The following is a 22,118-nucleotide window of genomic DNA, read 5'->3' as shown; positions in this document are numbered from 1 at the left end:
CCACTGCCGGAACCACCCCCGCCCGTCGCCACGCTGCCTCCACCGGAATCGCTGGCCAGCGAACCCGAACCGGAGCAACCGGCCAGCGCCACCATGGCAGTTGCCAATAGGGTTAAACCGGCGCGTGCCGGGCCTTGGAAACGATGGGTAGTCCTGTGCATGGATATCCTCCTGAAAGAAAAAATGAACGCCGCAGATGCCCCAAAATCGGGGGGTGGCCAACAAGTCATCGGCAGGCAATTGAACAACTTCAATTGCGCTTGTGTTCCAATTTGGAACAATCCCGATTGCACACGTCAATTCGGAAATGACCGACGGCCGAATGCAGTCTAGGAGCTTGTTCAGGCAATGGAAACCCGGTGTTTTAATGCTCTGATGCCCTTGGTCTGCGCGGCATGGGGTCCAATGGCGAAGGGAATGTTGTATTGCTTTGTTGAAATTAAAACTTTCATGATTGATTCTTAAGTCGAACGATTGTTGGGTGCGACTTTCGTCGCAAAATATCTGCATTTCTTGAAATTCACAATCCGCCGCGACTTATTGCACGAATCAACTCGCCTCCAATCTCCGATGGATCTTCCAGAGTCGAACCAATATGACCGTTCAAACCATTTTGAAGATGGGCGATACGCGCTTGTTGCGACACGCGCAGCCCGTCACCGTGTTCAACACGGAACAACTGAACCAACTCGTCCTGGACCTGCAAGACACCATGGCCGCGGCCAACGGCGCTGGCCTGGCCGCGCCGCAGATCGGGGTGGATCTGCAGGTCGTGCTGTTCGGCAGCGGCCAGCCCAACCCACGCTATCCCGACGCGCCGCCGGTGCCCCGCACGGTATTGATCAACCCGACCATCACACCGCTGGGGGATGAAGAAGAGGATGACTGGGAAGGCTGTCTGTCGGTGCCGGGCCTGCGCGGCGTGGTGCCGCGTTGGCGGCGCATCCGTTACCAGGGCTTTGACGCGCAAGGCCGGCCGATAGACCGCGAGGCCGAAGGCTTTCATGCCCGGGTGGTGCAACACGAATGCGATCACCTCTGGGGCACGCTGTACCCGATGCGCGTGCGCGACTTCAGCCGCTTTGGCTTCACCGAGGTGTTGTTTCCGGGGCTGGATGCGACCCAGGACGACTGAAAACCGGCGAACACCAAGGCATCGTTGAAACGCCTTGGTGAGCCCAGTGGATCAGTTCAGCCGGATGTCGAAGGCCTTGACGATGGCCGCGTTGCGCTCGAAATCCAGTCGCAACGATTCCTCCAACTGCGCCGGGGAAAGCGCCTCGGCTGGCTCGAAACCCAGTTCGAGCAACCGGGCGTGCACCTTGGGCGCGGCCCCGGCTTTCAACACCGCCGAGGAGATGCGATCCAAGAGGGCCGGTGACATCTTCGCCGAGACCAGCACGCTGAACCAGTTGCTGAAATCCAGCTCGGGATAGCCACGCTCCCCGAAGGTCGGTACTTGCGGAAGGTGCACTGAACGCTTCTTGCTGGCCACGGCATACGGCTTGATCTTTCCCGCATGGATGTAGGGCAGCGAACTCACCACGCCGTCGAACATGAGGGGAATCTGGCCACCCATCAATTGCGCCAATGCCGGTGGGGAGCCCGCAAAAGGCACATGTTGCATATCCAGGCCTGCCCTGCGGTTCAGGATCATGCCGGCGTATTGCGACACAGTCCCCGTGCTGTAGGAGGCGAAATCGACCTTGCCGGGATTCGCCTTGACGTAGGCGATGAGCGCCTTCAGGTCTGGCGCTGGAAAGTTGGGAGCGCTGACCAGCACGAGATCTGCGCGCGCGAACATGCCAACGGCCCTCACGTCCTTGAGTGGGTCGAATGCCGTTTTCATGACCAGCGGAATCTCGGTCAACACGTTGTTGGCGCTGACCATGATGGTCTGACCATCCGCGGGCGCAGCCAACAAGGTGTTCACGGCAATCGATCCGCCCGCGCCGGGTTTGTTGTCGACGACCACCGGCTGGCCGATGCCCGCAGCCAGCTCAGCGGCCAGCACGCGCGCCAACACGTCCATGGTGCCGCCCGCAGGCGCGGGAACCAGGATCCTCACGGGTTTGTCGGTCCAGGCCAGTGCGGGCTGCAGGGCCAGGCCCATGAGTCCCGCGGCCAGTATCTGCATCATGCTGCGCCGGGTGCCTGGGATTGCTCGCCATGTTTTCATCGTGTTCTCCTTGGTTTTTGAGCTGCGTCGGATCGGGTGGAAAGACGCCGTGCACGGGAAATTCTCAATGTGGATCAGGGACCGCAAGTTGATAATCCGTGACATCAAATTGCTGAATAAGGACGTACAGGCCATGCGCGGGGTTCCACAGACGATTCGAAGCGGCTGCCTCCAGGGCTTTCCGGAAGTGGCCAGCACGTTGGGGCTCGACGCTGCACTGCTCATGCGCCGCGCAGGGCTGCCCAGCCGTTGTCTGAACGACTTGTCGACACCGATCAGCCTCGACGGGGTCTGCAAGCTGCTCGAGTCCAGCGCCGCGGCTGCCGGTGTGGAAGACGTCGGGCTGCGCCTGGCCCGCCAACGCCGCCTTTCCAACCTGGGCCCGATGAGCCTCGCCTTGCGCGAGGAGCCGACCGGACTGCAGGCATTGGAAACCCTGGGCCGCTACATGCACATCGTGAATGCGGCATTGGCAACCAAGGTCGAGCACATCGATCAGCTGGTCTTCATTCGCTCGGCGTTCTTACTGGCAAACCCCGCGCCCGCACGCCAGGCCATGGAAATGACCGTGGGCATGATGTACCAGACACTGCGTGAACTGATGGGCGCCCAGTGGCGGCCGAGGCGGGTCTGTTTCGCGCACCGCGCGCCAGGCGACACGCGCGCACATCACGACATGTTTGGCACGCGGGTCGAGTTCGACGCAGCGTTCAACGGCATGGTGTGCGACGCGCACGACCTGCACCGGGAATTGCCCCGCACGGACCCTGACATGGCGCGTTTTGCACGCGAGTATCTGGATCACGCGTTGGGCCAGGCGCGCCGCACCAACGTCGAAGTGGTCCGCCAGCTTGTCAGCGTGCTGATGCCGGCAGGGCGCTGCACGGTGGATCAGGTTGCCCAGCACCTGAAGGTCAGTCGGCGCACCGTGCATCGCTGGCTGCTTGTCGAAGGCGAGACGTTTTCCAGAATACTGTGTCAGGCCCGGAGGGAGTTCGCCCAGCAGCGGCTTGTCGACAGGGATGTCCCCGTGGAGGAGATGGCGCAACTGCTGGGCTTTTCATCCGGCAGCGCATTCGCCCACTGGTTCCACGCCGAGTTCGGCTGCAGCGCCGGCGCCTGGCGCCGAGCGCGGCTCGGCAGGCCGGGCCGCGCGAAGAAGGTGGCCGCCACGGCACGCATGACCTGATGGCCCGACGGGTGTTGGGAGGCGGGCGCTGCCGCGTCCCGAATAGACAATCGCGTGTCCCCGGAAGTCACGATTGACGTGTTTGAACCGCGCAAGAATTTCGACATGAAATTCAAGCGATCAAACCAGATTTCCTTTCGAACGGGGTCATCAGATGAGCAGCACTGAGCGCTTTCTGGTGACCGGTGCGCTGGGCTGCATCGGCGCGTGGGTGGTGCGTCGGCTCGTGCGCGAGAACGTGCCTGTCGTCGCGTTGGACGCTGCCAGCGACATGCGGCGTCTGCGCTTGCTGATGAACGACACCGAACTGTCGCGCGTGGAGGTCGTCCAGGGTGACATCACCAACTTCGACCTGCTGCAAAACACGCTGGATGCGCATGGCGTCACCCACGTCATTCATCTCGCCGCCATATTGCACCCGCAGTTCAAGTCGGCGCCCCCGCTTGGGGCCCGCGTCAACGTGCTGGGCGGTGTGAACCTGTTTGAGGCTGCAGCGCAGCGCGGTCAGCAAATCCAGCGCATCGTGCATGCCTCGTCGATCGCGGTGTATGACAGATCGGATGCTTCCGACGGCACCGCCATCGGCCACCATGCGGTCGGGCGCCCGACGACGCTGTACGGCGTGTTCAAACAAGCCGAGGAGGCCATGGCTCGCGTGTATTTCCAGGACCGCGGGGTTTCCAGCATCGGCCTGCGGCCCGCGACCGTGTTCGGCGTGGGGCGCGACTACGGTCTCACCTCGGCGCCGACCGAAGCGGTCCTGGCCGTGGCGCGGGGCAAGTCGTTCCATATTCCCTATGGCGGTCGCAGCCACTTTCACTATGCCGACGACCTGGCGGCCATCTTCATTGCCAGCGCGCGTGCGGAATACAGCGGCGCGGAGGTGTTCAATATCTGTGGCACCACAGCACAAATGCACGAGGTCGTTGAGGCCATCGAGGCCGTCGAGCCCGGTGCGCGCGGGTCCATCAGTTTTGGTGGGCCAGTGTTGCCGCTGCCCGAGGACTACGACGCGAGCGCATTGGAAGCCGTGATCGGCGCGCTGCCACGCACCCCGCTGCGCGGTGCCTTTCACGAGACGCTGGAGATCCTCCGTCAAAACATCGCCAACGGGACGGTACGCGGAAGCTGAAGAGCCGCTTGAAGGCGGGTACCAGACGTGGGCGGCCCCGCCCAACCGTCTCAGAGGACCTCAAAACAGGCGTTACAAACCGCCTCTCTGTTGAAACGTATTGAAATGTTTGGCCGCTGAAATCGTCTAGAGTCGATCCCCGGAATAACAACCGAACAGGGACTCCATTTGATGAAGCGAATGCTTGCCGTGATGGTCAGCACGGCCGTTTTGAGCGCGTGCAGCGTGACCAAACCACCTGCCGACGTGCCGGTGGAACTGCCCGCCACCTGGTACGCACCGCCGCTGCCGCACCAGGGCAGTACCGAACAGCTCACCGCCTGGTGGGGCGCGTTCGACGACCCCGTGTTGACCGAGTGGATCGCCCGGGCGCAGACCGTGAGCCCGTCCGTGGCCTCGGCCCGCGCGCAGGTGTTCGCCGCCCGCGCGGCGCGTCTGGGTGTCGAGGCGCAGACCAGCCCACAACTCAATGCGGTCGCGAACGCCTCCCGTGGCATCACCGACACGACCATGCCCCTGGGCACGATGCTGAGCGCCGGCCTGCAAGCGTCCTGGGCCATCGGCCTGTGGGGCGAAACCGGGGCACGCCGCGGCAGCGCCGAGGCGCAGCAGGACGCGGCCGGCGCCCGTTGGCACGAGGCGCGCGTGCTGGTGGCGTCGGAGCTGGCGCAGCTGTATTTCGGACAGCGCCTGTGCCGCGAGCAACTCGCCGTGGCGGCGCGCGACCGCGATTCGCGCGCCGTGACGGCGGAGAACAACGCCATCTCCGAGCGCGCCGGCCTTACCGCGCCTGCCGTGGCCGCCCTGGCGCGGGCCAGCGGCGCCGAGGGCGCGGCGCGCTACCGGCAGCAGGAAGAGGCTTGCGAACGCCAGGTGAAATCGCTCACCGCGCTCACCAACACCCCCGAGCCCGAGGTGCGCCAACGGCTCGCGGGCGCGCCCGATCTGCAGGCCTTGCTGCGGTCCGAGCGCATGGACCGCATGCTGTCGGTGAACGCGGTGCCGGCCGAGGTGATCCGCCAGCGGCCCGATGTGTACCGGACTCAGCGCGAACTCGTCGCCGCCAGTGAAGACGTGGGCGTGGCCAAGGCCGCCTTGCTGCCCAGTCTGTCGCTTTCCGGCAGCGTGTTGCGCAACCGGTTCTCCGGCGGCGGCATGCAGGTCACGGCCAACTCCTGGTCGGTCGGGCCGCTCACGCTGAGCATGCCGCTGCTCGGGCGCGATGCGCTGCGCGCCAACACCGACAGCGCGCAGGCGCGCTACGAAGCCGCGGCGCTCGCCTACGCGGGCACGGTGCGGCAGGCGGTGGCCGACGTGGAGCAAGCCCTGGTCACCCTGTCGGGCCTGCGCGAACGCGTGGCGTCCACCGACATCGCCGTGGCCGGCTATGGCCAGTCGTTCCAGGCCACCGAGGCGCGCTACCGCGTGGGCCTGGCCAGCCTGAACGAACTGGAAGAGGCACGCCGCCTCAAGCTCGCGGCCGACAGCAGTGCCGTGGCGCTGCAGCAGGAACGCGTCAACGCCTGGGTCCAGCTCTACGTCGCGCTCGGCGGCGGCTTCGACCCCGTGAACAACCCCGACGCTCTCATCAAGAACCCATCATGAACGCCGCTCCTACGCAATCGCGCAAACGCTGGCTCTGGCTGGTCCTCTTTCTCGCTCTGGTTCTGGTGGGGGCTCTGGTCTTCTTCATCAAGCAGCCGGCCAGCGCGCAGCCCGATGGCGCGGCCCAGGAAGACGCCGCGCCCCGGCCATCGCTCACCGTCACCGTGGCCAAACCCGTGCGCAGTAACCTGCCCATCCGCCTGCAGGCCAACGGCAACATCACCGCCTGGCAGGAAGCCAGCGTGGGCGCCGAGGTGAATGGCCTGCGGCTCGCGTCGGTGAACGTGAACGTGGGCGACGTGGTGCGCAAGGGCCAGGTGCTGGCCGTGTTCGCCAGCGAAACCACCAAGGCCGACAGCCTGCAGAGCCAGGCCAGCCTGGCGCAGGCCGAAGCCAGCTTCGAGAACGCCAAGGCCGACGCCGACCGCGCGCGCTCGATCCAGGACACGGGCGCTTTGTCCAGATCGCAAGTGGCGCAGTACCTCACGCAAGAGCGGGTGGCCAAGGCGCAGTTCGAGGCCGCCAAGGCCGTGCTCAGCGCGACCGAGGTGCGACTGGGCAACACCCGCGTGCTGGCGCCCGACGACGGCGTGATCTCCGCGCGCGGCGCCACCGTGGGCGCGGTGGTGGGCGCCGGGCAGGAGCTGTTCCGCATGGTGCGCCAGAGCCGCATGGAATGGCGTGGCGAGGTCACGCCCAACGAAGTGGGGCGCATCCGCATCGGCCAGAAGGTGCAGGTGACGGCCGCCACCGGCCTGGAGATCAACGGCCAGGTGCGCGCGATCGCGCCCGGCGCCGACCCACAGACGCGCAACATCCTGGTCTTCGTCGACCTGCCGCGCCACGCCGAGCTCAAGGCCGGCACCTTCGCGCGGGGCAGCTTCGACCTTGGGCAGAGCGAAGCGCTCACCGTGCCCGCGCAGGCCATCGTGGTGCGCGACGGCAGCAACTACGTGTTCGTGGTCGATGACCAGGCCAAGGTCAGCCAGCGCAAGGTGCGCACCGGCCGCCGGGTGGAAGACCGCGTCGAGGTGCTCGAAGGCCTGAAGCCCGAGGAGTCCGTGGGCGTGCAGGGCGCGGGCTTCCTCAACGACGGCGACCTGGTCAAGGTCGTCCAGTGAGGGCCGCGCCATGAACGTTTCCGCCTGGTCCATCAAGAACCCGATTCCGGCGGCGATGCTGTTCGTCATGCTCACGCTGGCCGGCCTGTTCTCCTTCAAGCAGATGAAGGTGCAGAACTTCCCCGACCTGGACCTGCCCACCATCACCGTGGTGGCGGCCCTGCCGGGTGCCTCGCCCAACCAGCTCGAGAACGACGTCGCGCGCATCATCGAGAACAGCCTGGCTTCGCTGCAAGGCCTGAAGCACATCTACACCAAGGTGCAGGACGGCACGGTCTCGCTGACGGTGGAATTCCGCATCGAGAAGAACACGCAGGAGGCGCTGGACGACGTGCGCTCCGCCGTGGCCAAGGTGCGCAGCGAACTGCCCTCCGACCTGCGGGACCCGATCGTCAACAAGGTCGAGCTGGCCGGTGGCGCGGTGCTGGCCTACACTGTGTCGTCCGACAAGATGGACGCCGAGGCGCTGTCCTGGTTTGTCGACAACGACGTGTCCAAGCAACTGCTGTCCGTCACCGGTGTGGGCGCGGTCAGCCGCGTGGGCGGCGTGGACCGCGAGGTGCAGGTGCTGCTGGACCCGCTGAAGCTGCAGGCCCTGGGCACCACGGCCACCGATGTGTCGCGCCAACTGGCGCGGGTGCAGATCGAAAGCGCGGGTGGCCGCGTCGACCTGGGTGGCAGCCAGCAGCCGCTGCGCACGCTGTCGCAACTGGCCTCGGCCGAGGCGCTGTCGAAGATGGAGATCGCGCTCTCCGATGGCCGCTACGTGCGCCTGGAGCAGATCGCCGAGGTGCGCGACACCGTTGCCGAGCCGACCGCGGCCGCCTTCCTGGACGGCAAGCCGGTGGTGGGCTTCGAAGTGGCGCGCAGCCGGGGTGCGAGCGAGATCGAGGTGGGCGATGGCGTGCGCGCGCGGCTCAAGCAATTGCAGACCGCGCGGCCCGACCTGCACATCACCGAGTCGTTCGACTTCGTGACGCCGGTGCAGGAGGAGTTCGACGCCTCCATGACGCTGCTCTTCGAAGGCGCCTTGCTCGCCGTGCTGGTGGTCTGGCTGTTCCTGCGCGACATCCGCGCCACCTTCGTCTCCGCCGTGGCGCTGCCGCTGTCGGCCATCCCGGCCTTCATCGGTATGTACTACATGGGCTTCACCATCAACGTGGTGACGCTGCTGGCGCTCTCGCTGGTGATCGGCATCCTGGTGGACGATGCGATCGTGGAGGTCGAGAACATCGTGCGCCACATGCGCATGGGCAAGTCGCCGTACCAGGCCTCGATGGAAGCGGCCGACGAGATCGGGCTGGCCGTGATCGCCACCACGTTCACGCTGATCGCGGTGTTCCTGCCCACGGCCTTCATGGCCGGCATTCCGGGCAAGTTCTTCAAGCAGTTCGGCTGGACGGCAGCGCTGGCGGTGTTCGCCTCGCTGGTGGTGGCGCGCGCGCTCACGCCCATGATGGCGGCCTACATCCTCAAGCCCTTCATCAAGAAGGACATCCCGCGCTGGGCCGACTCCAACCCCGTCACACGTGGCTTCTGGCGCTGGTCGAACAACCACGAAGAGCCGGCCTGGCTCAACCGCTATCAGGGCTGGGCGCGCTGGTGCATCCGCCACCGCTGGCTCACCAGCGTCGGTGCGGGCCTGTTCTTCGTGGGCTCGCTGATGTTGATCCCGCTGCTGCCACAGGGTTTCATTCCGCCCGACGACAACTCGCAGACCCAGGTGTTCCTGGAACTCTCGCCCGGCGCCACGCTGGAGCAGACCATCGCCACCGCCGAGCGCGCGCGCCTGTTGGTGGTCGCCGTGCCGCACGTGCGCTCGGTCTACACCACCATCGGTTCGGGCACGGCCGGCTCCGACCCGTTCGCGCCGCAGGGCGCGGCCGAGTCGCGCAAGGCGGCGCTGACCATCCAGCTCGACCCGCGCGGTGAGCGCCCGCGCAAGCAGGGCATCGAAAATCAGATCCGCGAGGCCATGTCCAACCTGCCAGGCGTGCGCAGCAAAGTGGGGCTGGGCGGATCGGGCGAGAAATACATCCTCACGCTCACCGGCGCCGATGCGCACGCGCTGAGCACCGCGGCGCGCGCCATCGAGCGCGACCTGCGCACCATCCGCGGCGTGGGCAGCATCCAGTCCACCGCAGCGCTGGTGCGCACGGAAATCATCGTCACACCGGATCTGGCGCGCGCCGCCGAACTCGGCGTGACGAGCGCGGCGATTGCCGAGACCTTGCGTGTGGCCACGGTGGGCGACTACGACAACGCCCTGCCCAAGATGAACCTGCCCGAACGGCAGATCCCGATCGTGGTCAAGCTCGACGTCGGCGCGCGGCACGACCTGGACGTGCTCAACCGGCTCGCCGTGCCCGGCAGCCGGGGCCCGGTGATGCTGGGGCAGGTGGCCACGCTCGAGTTCGGCGGTGGCCCGGCCGTGATCGACCGCTACGACCGCGCGCGCAACATCAACTTCGAGGTCGAGTTGGCCGGCATCCCGCTGGGCGACATGAAGATGGCGGTCGAGAAGCTGCCCAGCCTGCGCAACCTGCCGCCAGGCGTCTCGGTGCTGGAGATCGGTGACGCGGAAGTGCAGGGCGAACTCTTCGCCAGCTTCGGCCTGGCCATGTTGACCGGGGTGCTGTGCATCTACATCGTGCTGGTGCTGCTGTTCAAGGCCTTCCTGCACCCGGTCACCATCCTGGCGGCGCTGCCCTTGTCCCTGGGCGGTGCGTTCGTGGCGCTGCTGCTGGCCAACAAGAGCTTCTCCATGCCCTCGCTGATCGGGCTGATCATGCTGATGGGCGTGGCGACGAAGAACTCGATCCTGCTGGTGGAGTACGCCATCGAAGCGCGGCGCGAACACGGCCTGAACCGGCTCGACGCGATCCTGGACGCGTGCCACAAGCGCGCCCGTCCGATCGTGATGACCACCATCGCCATGGGCGCGGGCATGTTGCCGATCGCCATCGGCTGGGGCGCGGCGGATGCCAGCTTCCGTTCACCGATGGCGGTGGCGGTGATCGGCGGCCTGATGACATCGACCTTCCTGAGCCTGCTGGTGATCCCGGCGGTGTTCACCATCGTGGACGATGTGTCGATCTGGTTCGCGGGCTTGTTCCGCCGCAAGCCGGCGGTGCACGAACTGCCACCACCGGAACCGGTCGTGCGCTGAAGAAGACAAAGGGGCCAGACGGCCCCTTCGAATTTCAACCTTCCAGCGTCTCCAGCAGCTCCGTTTCCAGCTCGATCTGGCGCTTGTTCACCTGCAGCTGCGCGCCGCTGATGAGGAAGGTGTCTTCCACCCGCTCGCCCAGCGTGGTCACCTTGGCGAGCTGCACGCCGATCTCGTAGCGCGCCAGCACCCGTGAGATGCCGTACAGCAGGCCGGCGCGGTCGCTCGCCGAAACCGACAGCAGCCAGCGCTGCGCCTTGTCATCGGGCCGCAGGTCCACGCGCGGCGTGACCGGGAAGCTCTTGACGCGGCGCGAGAGCCGTCCCTTGACGGGTGTGGGCAAGGGGCCGCGTTCGTCGATCGTGCGGGCCAGGTTGTTTTCCACCATCGCGATGAGTTCGCGGTAGTGCTCGGACATGTCGGGCGCGACGACCTGGAAGGTGTCGAGCGCATGCCCGGTGAGCGTGGTGTGCACGCGCGCGTCCAGGATGCTGAAGTGCGAGCTGTCGAAATAGCCGCAGATGCGGGCGAACAGGTCGCTCTGGTCGCTGGCGTACACCAGCACCTGCAGGCCCTCGACATCGGGCGAGATGCGCGCGCGCACGATGCATTTGTCCGGCGCCACCGGCGATCCCGCATCGGGGTCGCTCTTCGCCGCCGCTTTGGCGTCGGCCTGCCGTTGCTGTGCGATCTGGCGCGAGAGCACGCGTGTGTGCCAGGCGATTTCGTCGGCCTGGTGGCGCATGAAGTAGCTCACGTCGAGCGTGTCCCACAGCGCCTTGTGCGCCATGTGGGGCAGGGCGTGCAGCGCCAGCATGGACAGCGCCTCGCGCTTGCGGCCTTCGATCACCGCACCCGGGTCGGGTGCGCGGCCGCCCAACGCCCGCAATGTGTAGCGGTACAGGTCTTCCAGCAGCTTGCCCTTCCAGGCGTTCCACACCTTGGGGCTGGTACCGCGGATGTCGGCCACGGTGAGCAGGTACAGCGCGGTGAGGTAGCGCTCGTTGCCCACGCGCTTGGCGAAAGCGGCGATCACGTCGGGGTCGCTCAGGTCTTCCTTCTGCGCCATGCGGCTCATGGTGAGGTGCTCGGCCACGAGGAACTGGATCAGCTTCGTGTCTTCGCGCGCGATGCCGTGCTGGCGGCAGAAGGTGCGCACGTCACGCGCGCCCAGGTCGGAGTGGTCGCCGCCGCGGCCTTTGGCGATGTCGTGGAACAGCGCGGCGATGTACAGGATCCAGGGTTTGTCCCAGCCCGCGGCGAGCTGCGAGCAGAACGGGTATTCGTGCGAGTGCTCGGCGATGAAGAAGCGGCGCACGTTGCGCAGCACCATCAGGATGTGCTGGTCCACCGTGTAGACGTGGAACAGGTCGTGCTGCATCTGCCCGACGATGTGGCGGAACACCCAGAGGTAGCGTCCGAGCACGGACGTCTGGTTCATCAGCCGCATGGCGTGGGTGATGCCTTCGGGCTCCTGGAGGATCTGCAGGAAACGCGCGCGGTTCACCGGATCGGCACGGAAGCGCGCGTTCATCACCGGGCGCGCGTTGTACAGCGCGCGCAGCGTGCGCGCCGACAGGCCCTTGATGCCCACGGTGGTCTGGTAGAGGTGGAAGGTCTCCAGAATGGCGTGGGGCTGCTGCACGTAGAGGTTGTCGTTCGCCACCTCCAGCATGCCGCCCTTGTCGAAGAAGCGTTCGTTGAGCGGACGCAGACGGTCGACGCCGGCCACGTCGCTTTGCAGCCGTTCCTGAATATTGAGCAGCAGGATCTGGTTGAGCTGGCTCACCGCCTTGGCGGCCCAGTAGTAGCGCTTCATCAGCGCCTCGCTGGCGCGGCGTGTGCCGCGCGCGTTCGGGCCGGGCTCGGCCGGCGCCTGGGCCTTGAAGCCGAAGGACTCGGCGACCGCGGTTTGCAGGTCAAACACCAGACGGTCTTCGCGCCGGTGGGCCAGCAGGTGCAGGCGCGCGCGGATCAGCGTCAGCAAGCTTTCGTTGGCCTTGATCTGGCGCGCTTCCAGGGGCGTGGCCAGACCCTTGCGGGCCAGTTCGTCCCAGCTGCGGCCCAGGCCCGCGGCCTTGGACACCCACAGAATGATCTGCAGGTCGCGCAGCCCGCCCGGCGACTCCTTGCAGTTCGGTTCGAGCGAGTAGGGCGTGTTCTCGAACTTGTGGTGGCGCTGGCGCATCTCCAGCGTCTTGGCGACGAAGAAGGCCTTGGGGTCCATGGCCTCGGCCAGCTGGCCCACCAGGCTGGTGAAGGCCTGCTTGCCGCCGCAGACGAGCCGGCATTCGAGCAGCGAGGTCTGCACCGTCACGTCCTTGGACGCCTCCTCGACGCAGTCGGCGATGGTGCGCACGCTCGATCCGATTTCCAGGCCCAGGTCCCAGCAGGCGCCGATGAAGCCTTCCAGGCCGGCCTTGAGCACGGCGTCGGTCTCGGGCGAGCTGCCGTCGGGCAGCAGCACCAGCACGTCCACATCGGAATAGGGGAACAGTTCGCCACGGCCAAAACCGCCCACGGCGACCAGGGAGATGCCGGGGCCGAGGTTCGCCCGCGACCAGAGTTCGCGCAGGGTCCGGTCGGTCAGGTGGGAGAGTTGCCGCAGGGCCTTGTGCACGCCACGGGTGGACGAGCCTTGCACGCCCAGTTCGGCGAGCAGGGCAGCCTTGTCGTGGCGGTATTGCTGCCGCAGGGCGCCGAGGTCGGCGGCCTGCGCCCCGTGCGCCATGACCACCTCAGGCAAGGGCTGCAGCCGTCGGCGTCACGAAGGCGGGGGCGGGCAGGCTGCCGGCGGACAGGGTGAGCACCTCGTAGCCGGTGTCGGTCACCAGCACGGTGTGTTCCCATTGCGCGGAAAGGGAGCGGTCGCGTGTGACGATGGTCCAGCCGTCGCCCAGCTCCTTGATGTCGCGCTTGCCGGCGTTGATCATGGGCTCGATGGTGAAGGTCATGCCCGGCTTGAGTTCTTCCAGCGTGCCGGGGCGGCCGTAGTGCAGCACCTGGGGTTCTTCGTGGAAGCGCTGGCCGATGCCGTGGCCGCAGAACTCGCGCACCACCGTGAAGCCATTGCCCTCGGCGAAGGTCTGGATCGCGTGGCCGATGTCGCCCAGGCGGATGCCGGGGCGCACCATCACGATGCCTTTCCACATGGCTTCGTAGGTCACTTGCGTCAGGCGGCGCGCCTGCACCGAGCAGGCGGCTTCGCCACCGATCAGGAACATGCGGGAGTTGTCGCCGTACCAGCCCTCGGGCGTGATGACCGTGACATCGACGTTGAGGATGTCGCCCTTCTTGAGCGGCTTCTCGTTCGGGATGCCATGGCACACCACGTGGTTGATCGAGGTGCACAGGTGGCCGGGGTAGGGCGGGTAGCCGCTGGGCTGGTAGCCGATGGTGGCCGATACCGTGCCCTGCTGCTTCATGTACTCGGCCGCGAGGCGGTCGATCTCGAGCGTGGTGACGCCCGGCTGGATCAGCGGCGTGAGGTAGTCCAGCACTTCGGAGGCCAGGCGGCAGGCGGTGCGCATGCCCGCGATGCCGGCTTCGTCTTTGTAGGTGATGCTCATGGGTGCAGATTATCGCGCGCCCGTCCGAGGCATCCAACAACCATGGACATTCATGGCCGGTTCCGCGCATGGCCCCAAACGAGCGGCGAGACGCCGCGGATTTCCCCGCTGATTGGCACACAATATGACATCGTTCGATGATAAGATTTGTGCCTTTCAACATGCTGGAGATAGCCACATGCGCACCACGCTCGCATTGGACGATGACCTCTTGGCACAGGCGCAACAGTTGACCGGTCAGCTCGAAAAGTCCTCCCTCGTTCGCGAGGCCTTGCGTGCCTTGATTCAGCGCGAAAGTGCCAAACGCCTTGCGTTGCTGGGCGGAACCGAGCCCGCCCTGGTGGACGTGCCGCGCCGGCGGACGACGGAGCGGGCAGACAAAGCGTGATCCTGGTGGACACCTCCGTGTGGATCGACCACTTGCGCAGTGGCGATGCCCGGCTCGTACAAAGGCTCAACCAGGGCGACGTGTTGGGACATCCGCTCGTGACGGGCGAACTGGCACTGGGCAGCATGCGCCAACGGACCACTGTGCTGGAGGCCCTGCAGGCGTTGCCGCAGGCGACGCAGGCCCGCGACGATGAGGTCTTGCATTTTGTCGCGCGACATGCCCTGCATGGACTGGGCATTGGTTGGGTTGACGCTCACCTTCTGGCCTCTGCCCGGCTCACGGCAGGCGCGCAAGTCTGGACGCGGGACAGACGTCTGCTGGCCGCGTGCCAGCGGTTGGGGCTGGCCCACGAGGTGGCGCATTGACACCTGTTTGAACACTTTCATCGGCAGACTTGGCCGATGGCCGCCGGGTAAAATCGCGGGTTTTCCCACCCGTCCCTTCGGGTCAACGCACCTCAGGCTCAAAGTGTCCCTGCACCTGCGCTTTTTTGAAGGCGGCAATGCCGTCAGCGACTTCAAAGTCCAGCAAATCCTGCCCCGTCTCGCGGGCATCTCCGACAAGATCACCAGCCTCTCGGCCCGCTTCGTGCACCTGGCGTGCTTCGACGGCGAGCCGGACGCGACCGCGCTGCAGCGCGTGGGCGAACTGTTGACCTACGGCGAGCCCAGCACGGCGGCCCACGACCAGCTGGAAGCGGCTGGCGCACCGGCTTTGCTGGTGATGCCGCGCCTGGGCACGGTCTCGCCCTGGGCGTCCAAGGCGACCGACATCGCCCACAACTGCGGCCTGGCGCTGCACCGCGTGGAACGCCTGGTGGAGTTCCGCGTGGGCCTCAAGTCCGGCCTGCTGGGCAAGAAGGGCAGCCTGTCGGAAGAGCAGTTGCGCGCCGTGGCCGATCTGCTGCACGACCGCATGACCGAAAGCGTGTCGCTCGACCGCAGCCAGGCGCAAGCCCTGTTCACCGAACTGCACCCCACGCCGATGGAGCAGGTGGACGTGCTCGGTGGTGGGCGCGGTGCGCTGGAGCGCGCGAACACCGACTGGGGCCTGGCCCTGGCCGACGACGAGATCGACTACCTCGTGAACGCCTTCAACGGCTTGAAGCGCAACCCGACCGACGTCGAACTGATGATGTTCGCGCAGGCCAACAGCGAGCACTGCCGCCACAAGATCTTCAACGCGCAGTTCACCATCGACGGCGTGGCGCAGGACAAGAGCCTGTTCGGCATGATTCGCAACACCCACCAGTTGGCGCCGCAGCACACGGTGGTCGCCTACTCGGACAACGCCTCCATCATGGAAGGCAGCGTGGTCGAGCGTTTCGTGGCGCGTGCCGGCGGTGATGCCTCGCCGGCCTACGGCGCGGAAACGGCGACCCACCACGTGCTGATGAAGGTGGAAACCCACAACCACCCGACGGCGATTTCCCCGTTCCCGGGCGCCTCCACCGGCGCGGGTGGCGAGATCCGCGACGAGGGCGCCACCGGCCGCGGTTCCAAGCCCAAGGCGGGCCTCACCGGCTTCACCGTCGGCAAGCTTTGGGGTGGTTTGAGCGACCAGGCGGGCGGCAAGCCCGAGCACATCGCCAGCCCGCTGCAGATCATGACCGAGGGCCCCCTGGGCGGCGCGGCCTTCAACAACGAATTCGGCCGGCCCAACCTGCTGGGCTACTTCCGCGAATACGAACTGGCGGTGGACGGTGTGCAGCGTGGGTACCACAAGCCCATCATGATCGCCGGCGGTGTTGGCGTGATCGACGCCGAGCAGACGAAGAAGATCGAGTTCCCCGCCGGTTCGCTGCTGATCCAGCTCGGCGGCCCGGGCATGAAGATCGGCATGGGCGGCAGCGCGGCCAGTTCCATGGCGACCGGCACCAACGCCGCCTCGCTAGACTTCGACTCCGTGCAGCGTGGCAACCCCGAGATCGAGCGCCGTGCGCAGGAGGTCATCAACCACTGCTGGCAGCAAGGCGCGGACAACCCGATCCTCGCGATCCACGACGTGGGCGCGGGTGGTTTGTCCAACGCGTTTCCCGAATTGACCAACGACGCAGGTCGCGGTGCGCGCTTTGACCTGCGCGCCGTGCCGCTGGAAGAAAGCGGTCTCGCGCCCAAGGAAATCTGGTGCAACGAGAGCCAGGAGCGCTATGTGCTGGCGATCGCGCCGGAGTCGCTGGCCGTGTTCAAAGGCTTCTGTGAGCGCGAGCGCTGCCCCTTCGCCGTGATCGGTGTGGCGACGGAAGAACGCCAACTGGTTCTGGCGGACGCGGGCGCGCAAAGCCCGGTCGACATGCCGATGAACGTGCTGCTCGGCAAACCACCCAAGATGCACCGCGACGTGAAGACCGTGGCCCGCGCACCAGCGCCACTGGACCTCACCGGCGTGGACCTGCAAAAGGCCGTGATCGACGTGCTGAGCAACCCCACCGTCGCCTCCAAGCGCTTCCTCATCACCATCGGCGACCGCACCGTCGGCGGCCTCTCGCACCGCGACCAGATGGTCGGCCCCTGGCAGGTGCCGGTGGCCGATTGCGCCGTGACCCTGGCCGATTTCAAGGGCTTTGCGGGTGAAGCCATGAGCATGGGCGAGCGCACGCCGCTGGCCGCGCTTGACGCCGCCGCCTCGGGCCGCATGGCGGTGGCCGAGGCCATCACCAACCTGTTGGCCGCCCCCATCGAGCTGCCGCGCGTGAAGCTCTCCGCCAACTGGATGGCCGCCTGCGGCGAACCGGGCGAAGACGCCGCGCTGTACGAGACCGTGAAGGCCGTGGGCATGGAGCTGTGCCCCGCGCTGGGCATTTCCATTCCCGTGGGCAAGGACAGCCTGTCCATGCGCACGCAGTGGAAAGAGGGCGGCGAGACGAAGAAAATCACCTCGCCGGTGAGCCTGATCGTGAGCGCCTTCGCCACGCTGGCCGATGTGCGCGGCACGCTCACGCCGCAACTGAACAACCAGCTCGACGACACCACCCTCGTGCTCATCGACCTCGGCAAGGGCCGCTTCCGCATGGGCGGAAGCGTGCTGGCCCAGGTGCTGGGGCAGGGTGGTGGCGAGGCGCCCGATCTGGACGATGCGCAGGACCTGGTGAGCCTGGTCAACGCGGTCAACGCCCTGCGCGCGCAAGGCCAGATCCTGGCCTACCACGACCGCAGCGACGGCGGCCTTCTGGCGGCTGCCGCCGAAATGGCTTTCGCCGGCCACGTGGGTGTGGCGCTCAACGTCGACATGCTCGTCACCGAAGGCGACGGCATCAGCGACAGCCGCGGCGAAATGGGCGACGCCAAGAACTGGGCCAGCCAGGTCAGCGCACGGCGCGAAGAACTCACGCTCAAGGCGCTGTTCAGCGAAGAGCTGGGCGTGCTGCTGCAGGTGCGCACCGAAGACCGCAACGCGGTGATGCAGACCCTGCGCGAGCACGGCCTGAGCAAGCACAGCCACGTCGTCGGCAAGACCCGCCCTGCGTCTTCCACCATCGACGCGGGCAAAGGCCAGCTGCAGGTCTGGCGCGACACCAAGGCCGTGTTCTCGGCCAGCCTGTTCGACCTGCAGCAGGTCTGGGACAGCGTGAGCTGGAAGATCAACCAGCAGCGCGACAACCCGATCTGCGCCGATGCCGAGCACGCGGCCGCAGGACAGCCGGCCGATCCGGGTCTGCATGTCTTCCTTCCACAAGGCAAGGGCGAGGGCCTCAGCGCTCCCGCCTTGAACCTCACCCGCCCCAAGGTCGCGATCCTGCGCGAACAAGGCGTGAACTCGCACGTGGAAATGGCCTACGCCTTCACGCAAGCCGGTTTCGAGGCCTTCGACGTGCACATGACCGACCTGCAGACCGGTCGCGCGAAGCTCGAAGACTTCAAGGGCGTGGTCGCCTGCGGGGGCTTCAGCTACGGCGACACGCTGGGCGCGGGCATCGGCTGGGCGCGCAGCATCACCTTCAACCCCACGCTGTCCGGGCAGTTCAAGGCCTTCTTCGGCCGCAACGACACCTTCGGCCTGGGGGTGTGCAACGGCTGCCAGATGTTTGCCGAGCTGGCCGACATCATCCCCGGTGCCCAGGCCTGGCCGCGCTTCACCACCAACCAGAGCGAACGCTTCGAAGCGCGCCTGTCGATGGTGGAGGTGCTCGAATCGCCCAGCCTGTTCCTGCAGGGCATGGCCGGCAGCCGCTTGCCGATCGCGGTGGCGCATGGCGAGGGCTACGCCAACTTCCACCACCGGGGCGATGCGTCGAAGGCCATTGCCGCGATGCGCTTCACCGACAACACCGGCGCGGCCACCGAGGCCTACCCGTTCAACCCGAACGGCAGCCCGGGCGGCCTCACGGCCGTGACCACCGCCGACGGCCGCTTCACGGCCATGATGCCGCACCCCGAGCGCGTGTTCCGCAACATCCAGATGAGCTGGACCGACCAGGACCCGGCCGCCTTCAGCGCGTGGATGCAGTTGTGGCACAACGCGCGCCGCTGGGTCGGCTGATCGCACAAGCCAGGAGACCACCGCATGGCCATCGAGATTCCCAAGGACGCGCGCGACCAGGCGATCGCCTCGATCCAGCGTTACTTCGACGCGAACATGGACGAGCGCATCGGCAACATCGCCGCCGGTGGCCTGCTGGGCTTCTTCCTCGAAGAGATCGGCCCGGTGGTCTACAACCAAGCGGTGGCCGAAGTGCAGGAGCGCCTGCAAATGCGCGTGTCGGAACTCGACATCGAGGTGCACGAGGACGCCTTCACGTATTGGCGCAAGCGCGAGAAGGCCGGCAAGGGCCGGTGAAGGCCTTCGCGCTCGGCGGCAGGCGTTAGAGTGGCGGCCAACAACCCTCCCAACCCGAGAGAACACGCACCATGGCCGGAACCAGTCTGCTCGCGCTGATCGACGACATCGCCACCATCCTCGATGACGTCGCGTTGATGACCAAGGTGGCCGCGCGAAAAAGCGCCGCCGTGGCCGATGACGTCGCCGTCTTGACCAAGCTGGCCACCAAAAAAACGGCGGGCGTGCTGGGCGATGACCTCGCGCTCAACGCGCAGCAGGTCACGGGTGTGAAGGCCGATCGCGAGTTGCCTGTGGTGTGGGCCGTGGCCAAGGGCTCGTTCATCAACAAGGCGATCCTGGTGCCCACGGCCTTGCTCATCAGTGCGTTCGCGCCCTGGGCGATCACGCCGCTGCTCATGTTGGGCGGCCTGTTCCTGTGCTTCGAAGGGGCGGAAAAGCTGTGGCATGCCTTCGGGCCGCACAAGGCTGAAGACCAGGCGCACCGCGAACAACTGGTCGAAGCCCTGGCCAATGAGAACGTCGACCTGGTGGCCCTGGAGAAGGACAAGATCAAGGGCGCCGTGCGCACCGATTTCATCCTCTCCGCCGAAATCATCGTCATCACGCTCGGCACCGTGGCCGCCGCCAGCATGGGCATGCGCGTGGCGGTGCTGGTGGGCATCTCGCTGATCATGACCCTGGGGGTCTATGGCCTGGTGGCGGGCATCGTCAAACTGGACGACCTGGGCCTGTATCTCAATCAAAAGGCGTCGGCGTGGAAGCAGGCGCTGGGTCGCGGCATTCTCGCGACGGCCCCCTGGCTCATGAAAACCCTCTCGGTGCTGGGCACGGCGGCGATGTTCCTGGTGGGAGGGGGCATCCTGGTGCACGGCATTCCGGCACTGGGCCACGGCATCGAGGAATTTGCGGCCACGCTGGGCTGGATCGGCTCTCTGACCGCGAGTCTGGCGGGCGGCCTGGCGGGCCTGGCGGCCGGCGGCACCGTGCTGTTGGTGATCAGCCTTTTCAAACGCCTGCGCGGCGGTGGGCCCAAGCCCGCCTGAGCGGGCCGCTGCTTTCCCCCATCCGGGTATGGCATCCGCAGGGGCTCGCGCCTAGAATGGCCCGGCCACCCCGCGCGGTCTGCGGCGCCCCCGGACGCCTCGAACCCGCACCCCATGGGCGTGGCATGAAGGGGGTGAGGGCGGTATGGAAGGCATCTTCATCAGCTACCGGCGCGACGACTCGGCAGGCTACGCCGGTCGCCTGTACGACCGACTGACACTCCGCTTCGGCGCCGAACGCGTGTTCATGGACGTCGAGGGCATCGAGCTCGGCGCCGATTTCGTCACCGCCATCGAAGAGGCGGTGAGCTCCTGCCACGTGCTCATCGTCATCATCGGCGACGAGTGGCTCTCCACCCAGGACACCGCGGGCCGACGTCGGCTCGACGACCCGCACGACTTCATCCGCCTGGAGACCGTCACCGCGCTCAAACGCGGCATTCGCGTGGTGCCCGTGCTGGTGGGCGGCGCGCTCATGCCGCGCGCCGAAGAGCTGCCCAAAGACCTCAAGCCGCTGGCGCGCCGACAGGCCATCGAGATCAGCCACAAGCAATGGGAAGCCACCACCGCCGAGCTGATCCGTGCGCTCGAAGGCATGCTGCCCCAGGCCTTGCCCCGCGAGTCCATGCCACAGCCGCTGGTGGACACCGCCGCGCAGGAAGCCAAACCGAAGGACGAGAGAGAGACGGCGCTCCCCGTGACGCGCTCCTGGCGCCTGGTCGGTGGCGCGGCGGCGGTACTGCTGCTCGGGGTGGCGGGAGGCTGGGCCTGGCTGGGGGGCGACCGCGACCAGGAGGATTCGACGCAGGCCACCACCGGGACCTTGTTGACTGCGCAGAAGCCTCCCGACGGCCGTGGCGCGGCCGGACCCGTGGCCCCTTCGCCACCGGCCACGGTGATCGCGGCGGCGACACCTCCTGTGGTGCCCGCCGCACCCGCCACCGTCACGCGCCCGGCGGCGGCCGTGGCAGCCCGGGTGCCGCCGCCGCCGGCCGCGGCGGTTGAGGCACCACCAGCCGCTGCACCCGCGCCCGAACCTGCACCCGCACCCAAGCCCACGATCCCCGTGTTCCAGGCGCAGCCCGACCCGATCGGCGCGCGGCTGTGTTACCTGGTCAACCACGCCGAGAGCCTCACGCTGTCGCCCAAGCCGGGCGAGTTGAAGCGGCTGGTGCGGGACTGCGTGACCGTGGCCGTTACGGAAAAAACCACCTTCACCCTCACGGCGCGCAACGCGGTGGATACGGTGCGCAAATCGATCTCGGTGTCGCCGCGGCCGGTCGCCGTGGCCCCGCCTGCCGCGCCTGCCGCGACGCCTTCGCCCGAAGCCGCGCGGCCCGCGCCCGAGCCCGTGCGACCGGCTGCCGAGGCCAGCACCGGCGCGCCGCGCGTGGGTGAGAGCTGGACCTACCGCACCAGCGGCAAATGGCCGACCAGCCCGAAACGCAGCATCGTCATCGCGGTGCAGTCGGTGGCCAACGGCGTGGTCACGGATGCATTGCGCGCCGAAGGCCTGGCCAACGACACGCGCCGCTCGACCGGTTCACGGCCCATGTTCATGAGCTGGCCCGGCATCGGCAACGAATTCAGCCCTTACCTGGCGGCCTTCATCGACATGGGCCGCATGGAGACCATGCGCGGTTTCGCCACACCGGACATCGAACCGAACTGGGGCCAGTGGTACTCGGAGGCCAAGCGGATCGGCCAGGAGACCGTGACCGTGCCGGCCGGCAGTTTCCAGGCGCACAAGGTCGAGGTGTGGAGCAGCCGCCACGCCACGGGTGGGCCGACGCAGGCCGCCATCGAACCGGTGCGCATCCACTACCTGATCTGGTACGCGGCCGACACCAAGCGCTATGTGAAGATGCAGCGGCGCATCCTGAGTGCGTCGGGCACCGAGAGCGAGCGCGACGTGTTCGAGCTGGTCGCGCGCCGTTGACG

At 66.9% G+C, this 22,118-nt stretch carries 16 protein-coding genes; 13 read left to right on the top strand and 3 right to left on the bottom strand.

What is annotated here, in order from left to right; translation table 11 throughout:
• Positions 1-333 (top strand): hypothetical protein (locus FFS09_RS30910; RefSeq protein WP_212745131.1); only part of this gene is annotated, 333 nt, incomplete at its 5' end.
• A 262-nt stretch (positions 334-595) separates the two neighbouring features.
• A complete protein-coding gene (gene def, locus FFS09_RS20425) occupies positions 596-1,135 on the top strand; it encodes a peptide deformylase (RefSeq protein WP_137920744.1) in 540 nt (179 codons plus the stop codon).
• A gap of 51 nt (positions 1,136-1,186) precedes the next feature.
• On the opposite strand, the gene FFS09_RS20420 is transcribed toward def, so the two are convergent.
• A complete protein-coding gene (locus FFS09_RS20420) occupies positions 1,187-2,140 on the bottom strand; it encodes a tripartite tricarboxylate transporter substrate binding protein (RefSeq protein ID WP_252374455.1) in 954 nt (317 codons plus the stop codon).
• Between FFS09_RS20420 and FFS09_RS20415 the strand changes: the two genes are divergently transcribed.
• The 5 genes from FFS09_RS20415 (at position 2,112) to FFS09_RS20395 (ending at position 10,395) form a co-directional block, all read left to right on the top strand.
• Positions 2,112-3,368, top strand: coding sequence for an AraC family transcriptional regulator (locus FFS09_RS20415; RefSeq protein ID WP_137920742.1), 1,257 nt, complete (start codon positions 2,112-2,114; stop codon positions 3,366-3,368). The genes FFS09_RS20420 and FFS09_RS20415 overlap by 29 nt on opposite strands.
• Before the next feature lie 178 nt (positions 3,369-3,546).
• Positions 3,547-4,500, top strand: coding sequence for an NAD-dependent epimerase/dehydratase family protein (locus FFS09_RS20410; RefSeq protein ID WP_252374454.1), 954 nt, complete (start codon positions 3,547-3,549; stop codon positions 4,498-4,500).
• A 171-nt stretch (positions 4,501-4,671) separates the two neighbouring features.
• A complete protein-coding gene (locus FFS09_RS20405) occupies positions 4,672-6,105 on the top strand; it encodes an efflux transporter outer membrane subunit (protein WP_137920740.1) in 1,434 nt (477 codons plus the stop codon).
• Positions 6,102-7,226: an efflux RND transporter periplasmic adaptor subunit gene (locus FFS09_RS20400; protein WP_137920739.1), complete on the top strand. Its 1,125-nt coding sequence runs from the start codon at positions 6,102-6,104 to the stop codon at positions 7,224-7,226. Before FFS09_RS20405 ends, FFS09_RS20400 begins: the two co-directional genes overlap by 4 nt.
• 10 nt (positions 7,227-7,236) lie before the next feature.
• Positions 7,237-10,395 carry an efflux RND transporter permease subunit gene (locus FFS09_RS20395; RefSeq protein WP_137920738.1) on the top strand — a complete coding sequence of 1,053 codons (3,159 nt, stop codon included), beginning with the start codon at positions 7,237-7,239 and terminating at the stop codon, positions 10,393-10,395.
• A 34-nt stretch (positions 10,396-10,429) separates the two neighbouring features.
• Here the strand turns inward: FFS09_RS20395 and FFS09_RS20390 are convergent, their stop codons facing one another.
• Entirely contained in the window at positions 10,430-13,126 is a 2,697-nt protein-coding gene (locus FFS09_RS20390; RefSeq protein WP_137920748.1) for a [protein-PII] uridylyltransferase, read from the bottom strand.
• Positions 13,127-13,133: 7 nt separating this feature from the next.
• Positions 13,134-13,964 (bottom strand): type I methionyl aminopeptidase, encoded by an 831-nt coding sequence (gene map, locus FFS09_RS20385; RefSeq protein WP_137920737.1) that lies wholly within the window; start codon positions 13,962-13,964, stop codon positions 13,134-13,136.
• Between the two features lie 178 nt (positions 13,965-14,142).
• Here map and FFS09_RS20380 point away from each other — a divergent pair, with 178 nt between their 5' ends.
• The 6 genes from FFS09_RS20380 to FFS09_RS30905 all read left to right on the top strand — a co-directional run bounded on the left by FFS09_RS20380 (position 14,143) and on the right by FFS09_RS30905 (position 22,116).
• Entirely contained in the window at positions 14,143-14,352 is a 210-nt protein-coding gene (locus FFS09_RS20380; RefSeq protein ID WP_137920736.1) for a type II toxin-antitoxin system VapB family antitoxin, read from the top strand.
• Positions 14,349-14,720: a type II toxin-antitoxin system VapC family toxin gene (locus tag FFS09_RS20375; RefSeq protein WP_137920735.1), complete on the top strand. Its 372-nt coding sequence runs from the start codon at positions 14,349-14,351 to the stop codon at positions 14,718-14,720. Before FFS09_RS20380 ends, FFS09_RS20375 begins: the two co-directional genes overlap by 4 nt.
• Positions 14,721-14,823: 103 nt before the next feature.
• On the top strand, positions 14,824-18,834 hold the full coding sequence (purL, locus tag FFS09_RS20370; RefSeq protein ID WP_137920734.1) for a phosphoribosylformylglycinamidine synthase: 4,011 nt from the start codon (positions 14,824-14,826) through the stop codon (positions 18,832-18,834).
• A gap of 24 nt (positions 18,835-18,858) precedes the next feature.
• On the top strand, positions 18,859-19,131 hold the full coding sequence (locus FFS09_RS20365; protein WP_137920733.1) for a DUF2164 domain-containing protein: 273 nt from the start codon (positions 18,859-18,861) through the stop codon (positions 19,129-19,131).
• A gap of 71 nt (positions 19,132-19,202) precedes the next feature.
• Positions 19,203-20,177, top strand: coding sequence for a DUF808 domain-containing protein (locus tag FFS09_RS20360; protein ID WP_137920732.1), 975 nt, complete (start codon positions 19,203-19,205; stop codon positions 20,175-20,177).
• Positions 20,178-20,322: 145 nt separating this feature from the next.
• Positions 20,323-22,116 (top strand): toll/interleukin-1 receptor domain-containing protein, encoded by a 1,794-nt coding sequence (locus tag FFS09_RS30905; RefSeq protein WP_212745129.1) that lies wholly within the window; start codon positions 20,323-20,325, stop codon positions 22,114-22,116.
• The last annotated feature ends 2 nt before the right edge of the window (positions 22,117-22,118 follow it).

This window comes from Hydrogenophaga sp. 2FB, assembly GCF_005503365.1.
In the GTDB taxonomy this organism is placed as follows: Bacteria; Pseudomonadota; Gammaproteobacteria; order Burkholderiales; family Burkholderiaceae_C; genus Hydrogenophaga.
The sequence above is the reverse complement of the archived record's forward strand: the minus strand, read 5'-3'. Positions and strand labels throughout refer to the sequence as shown.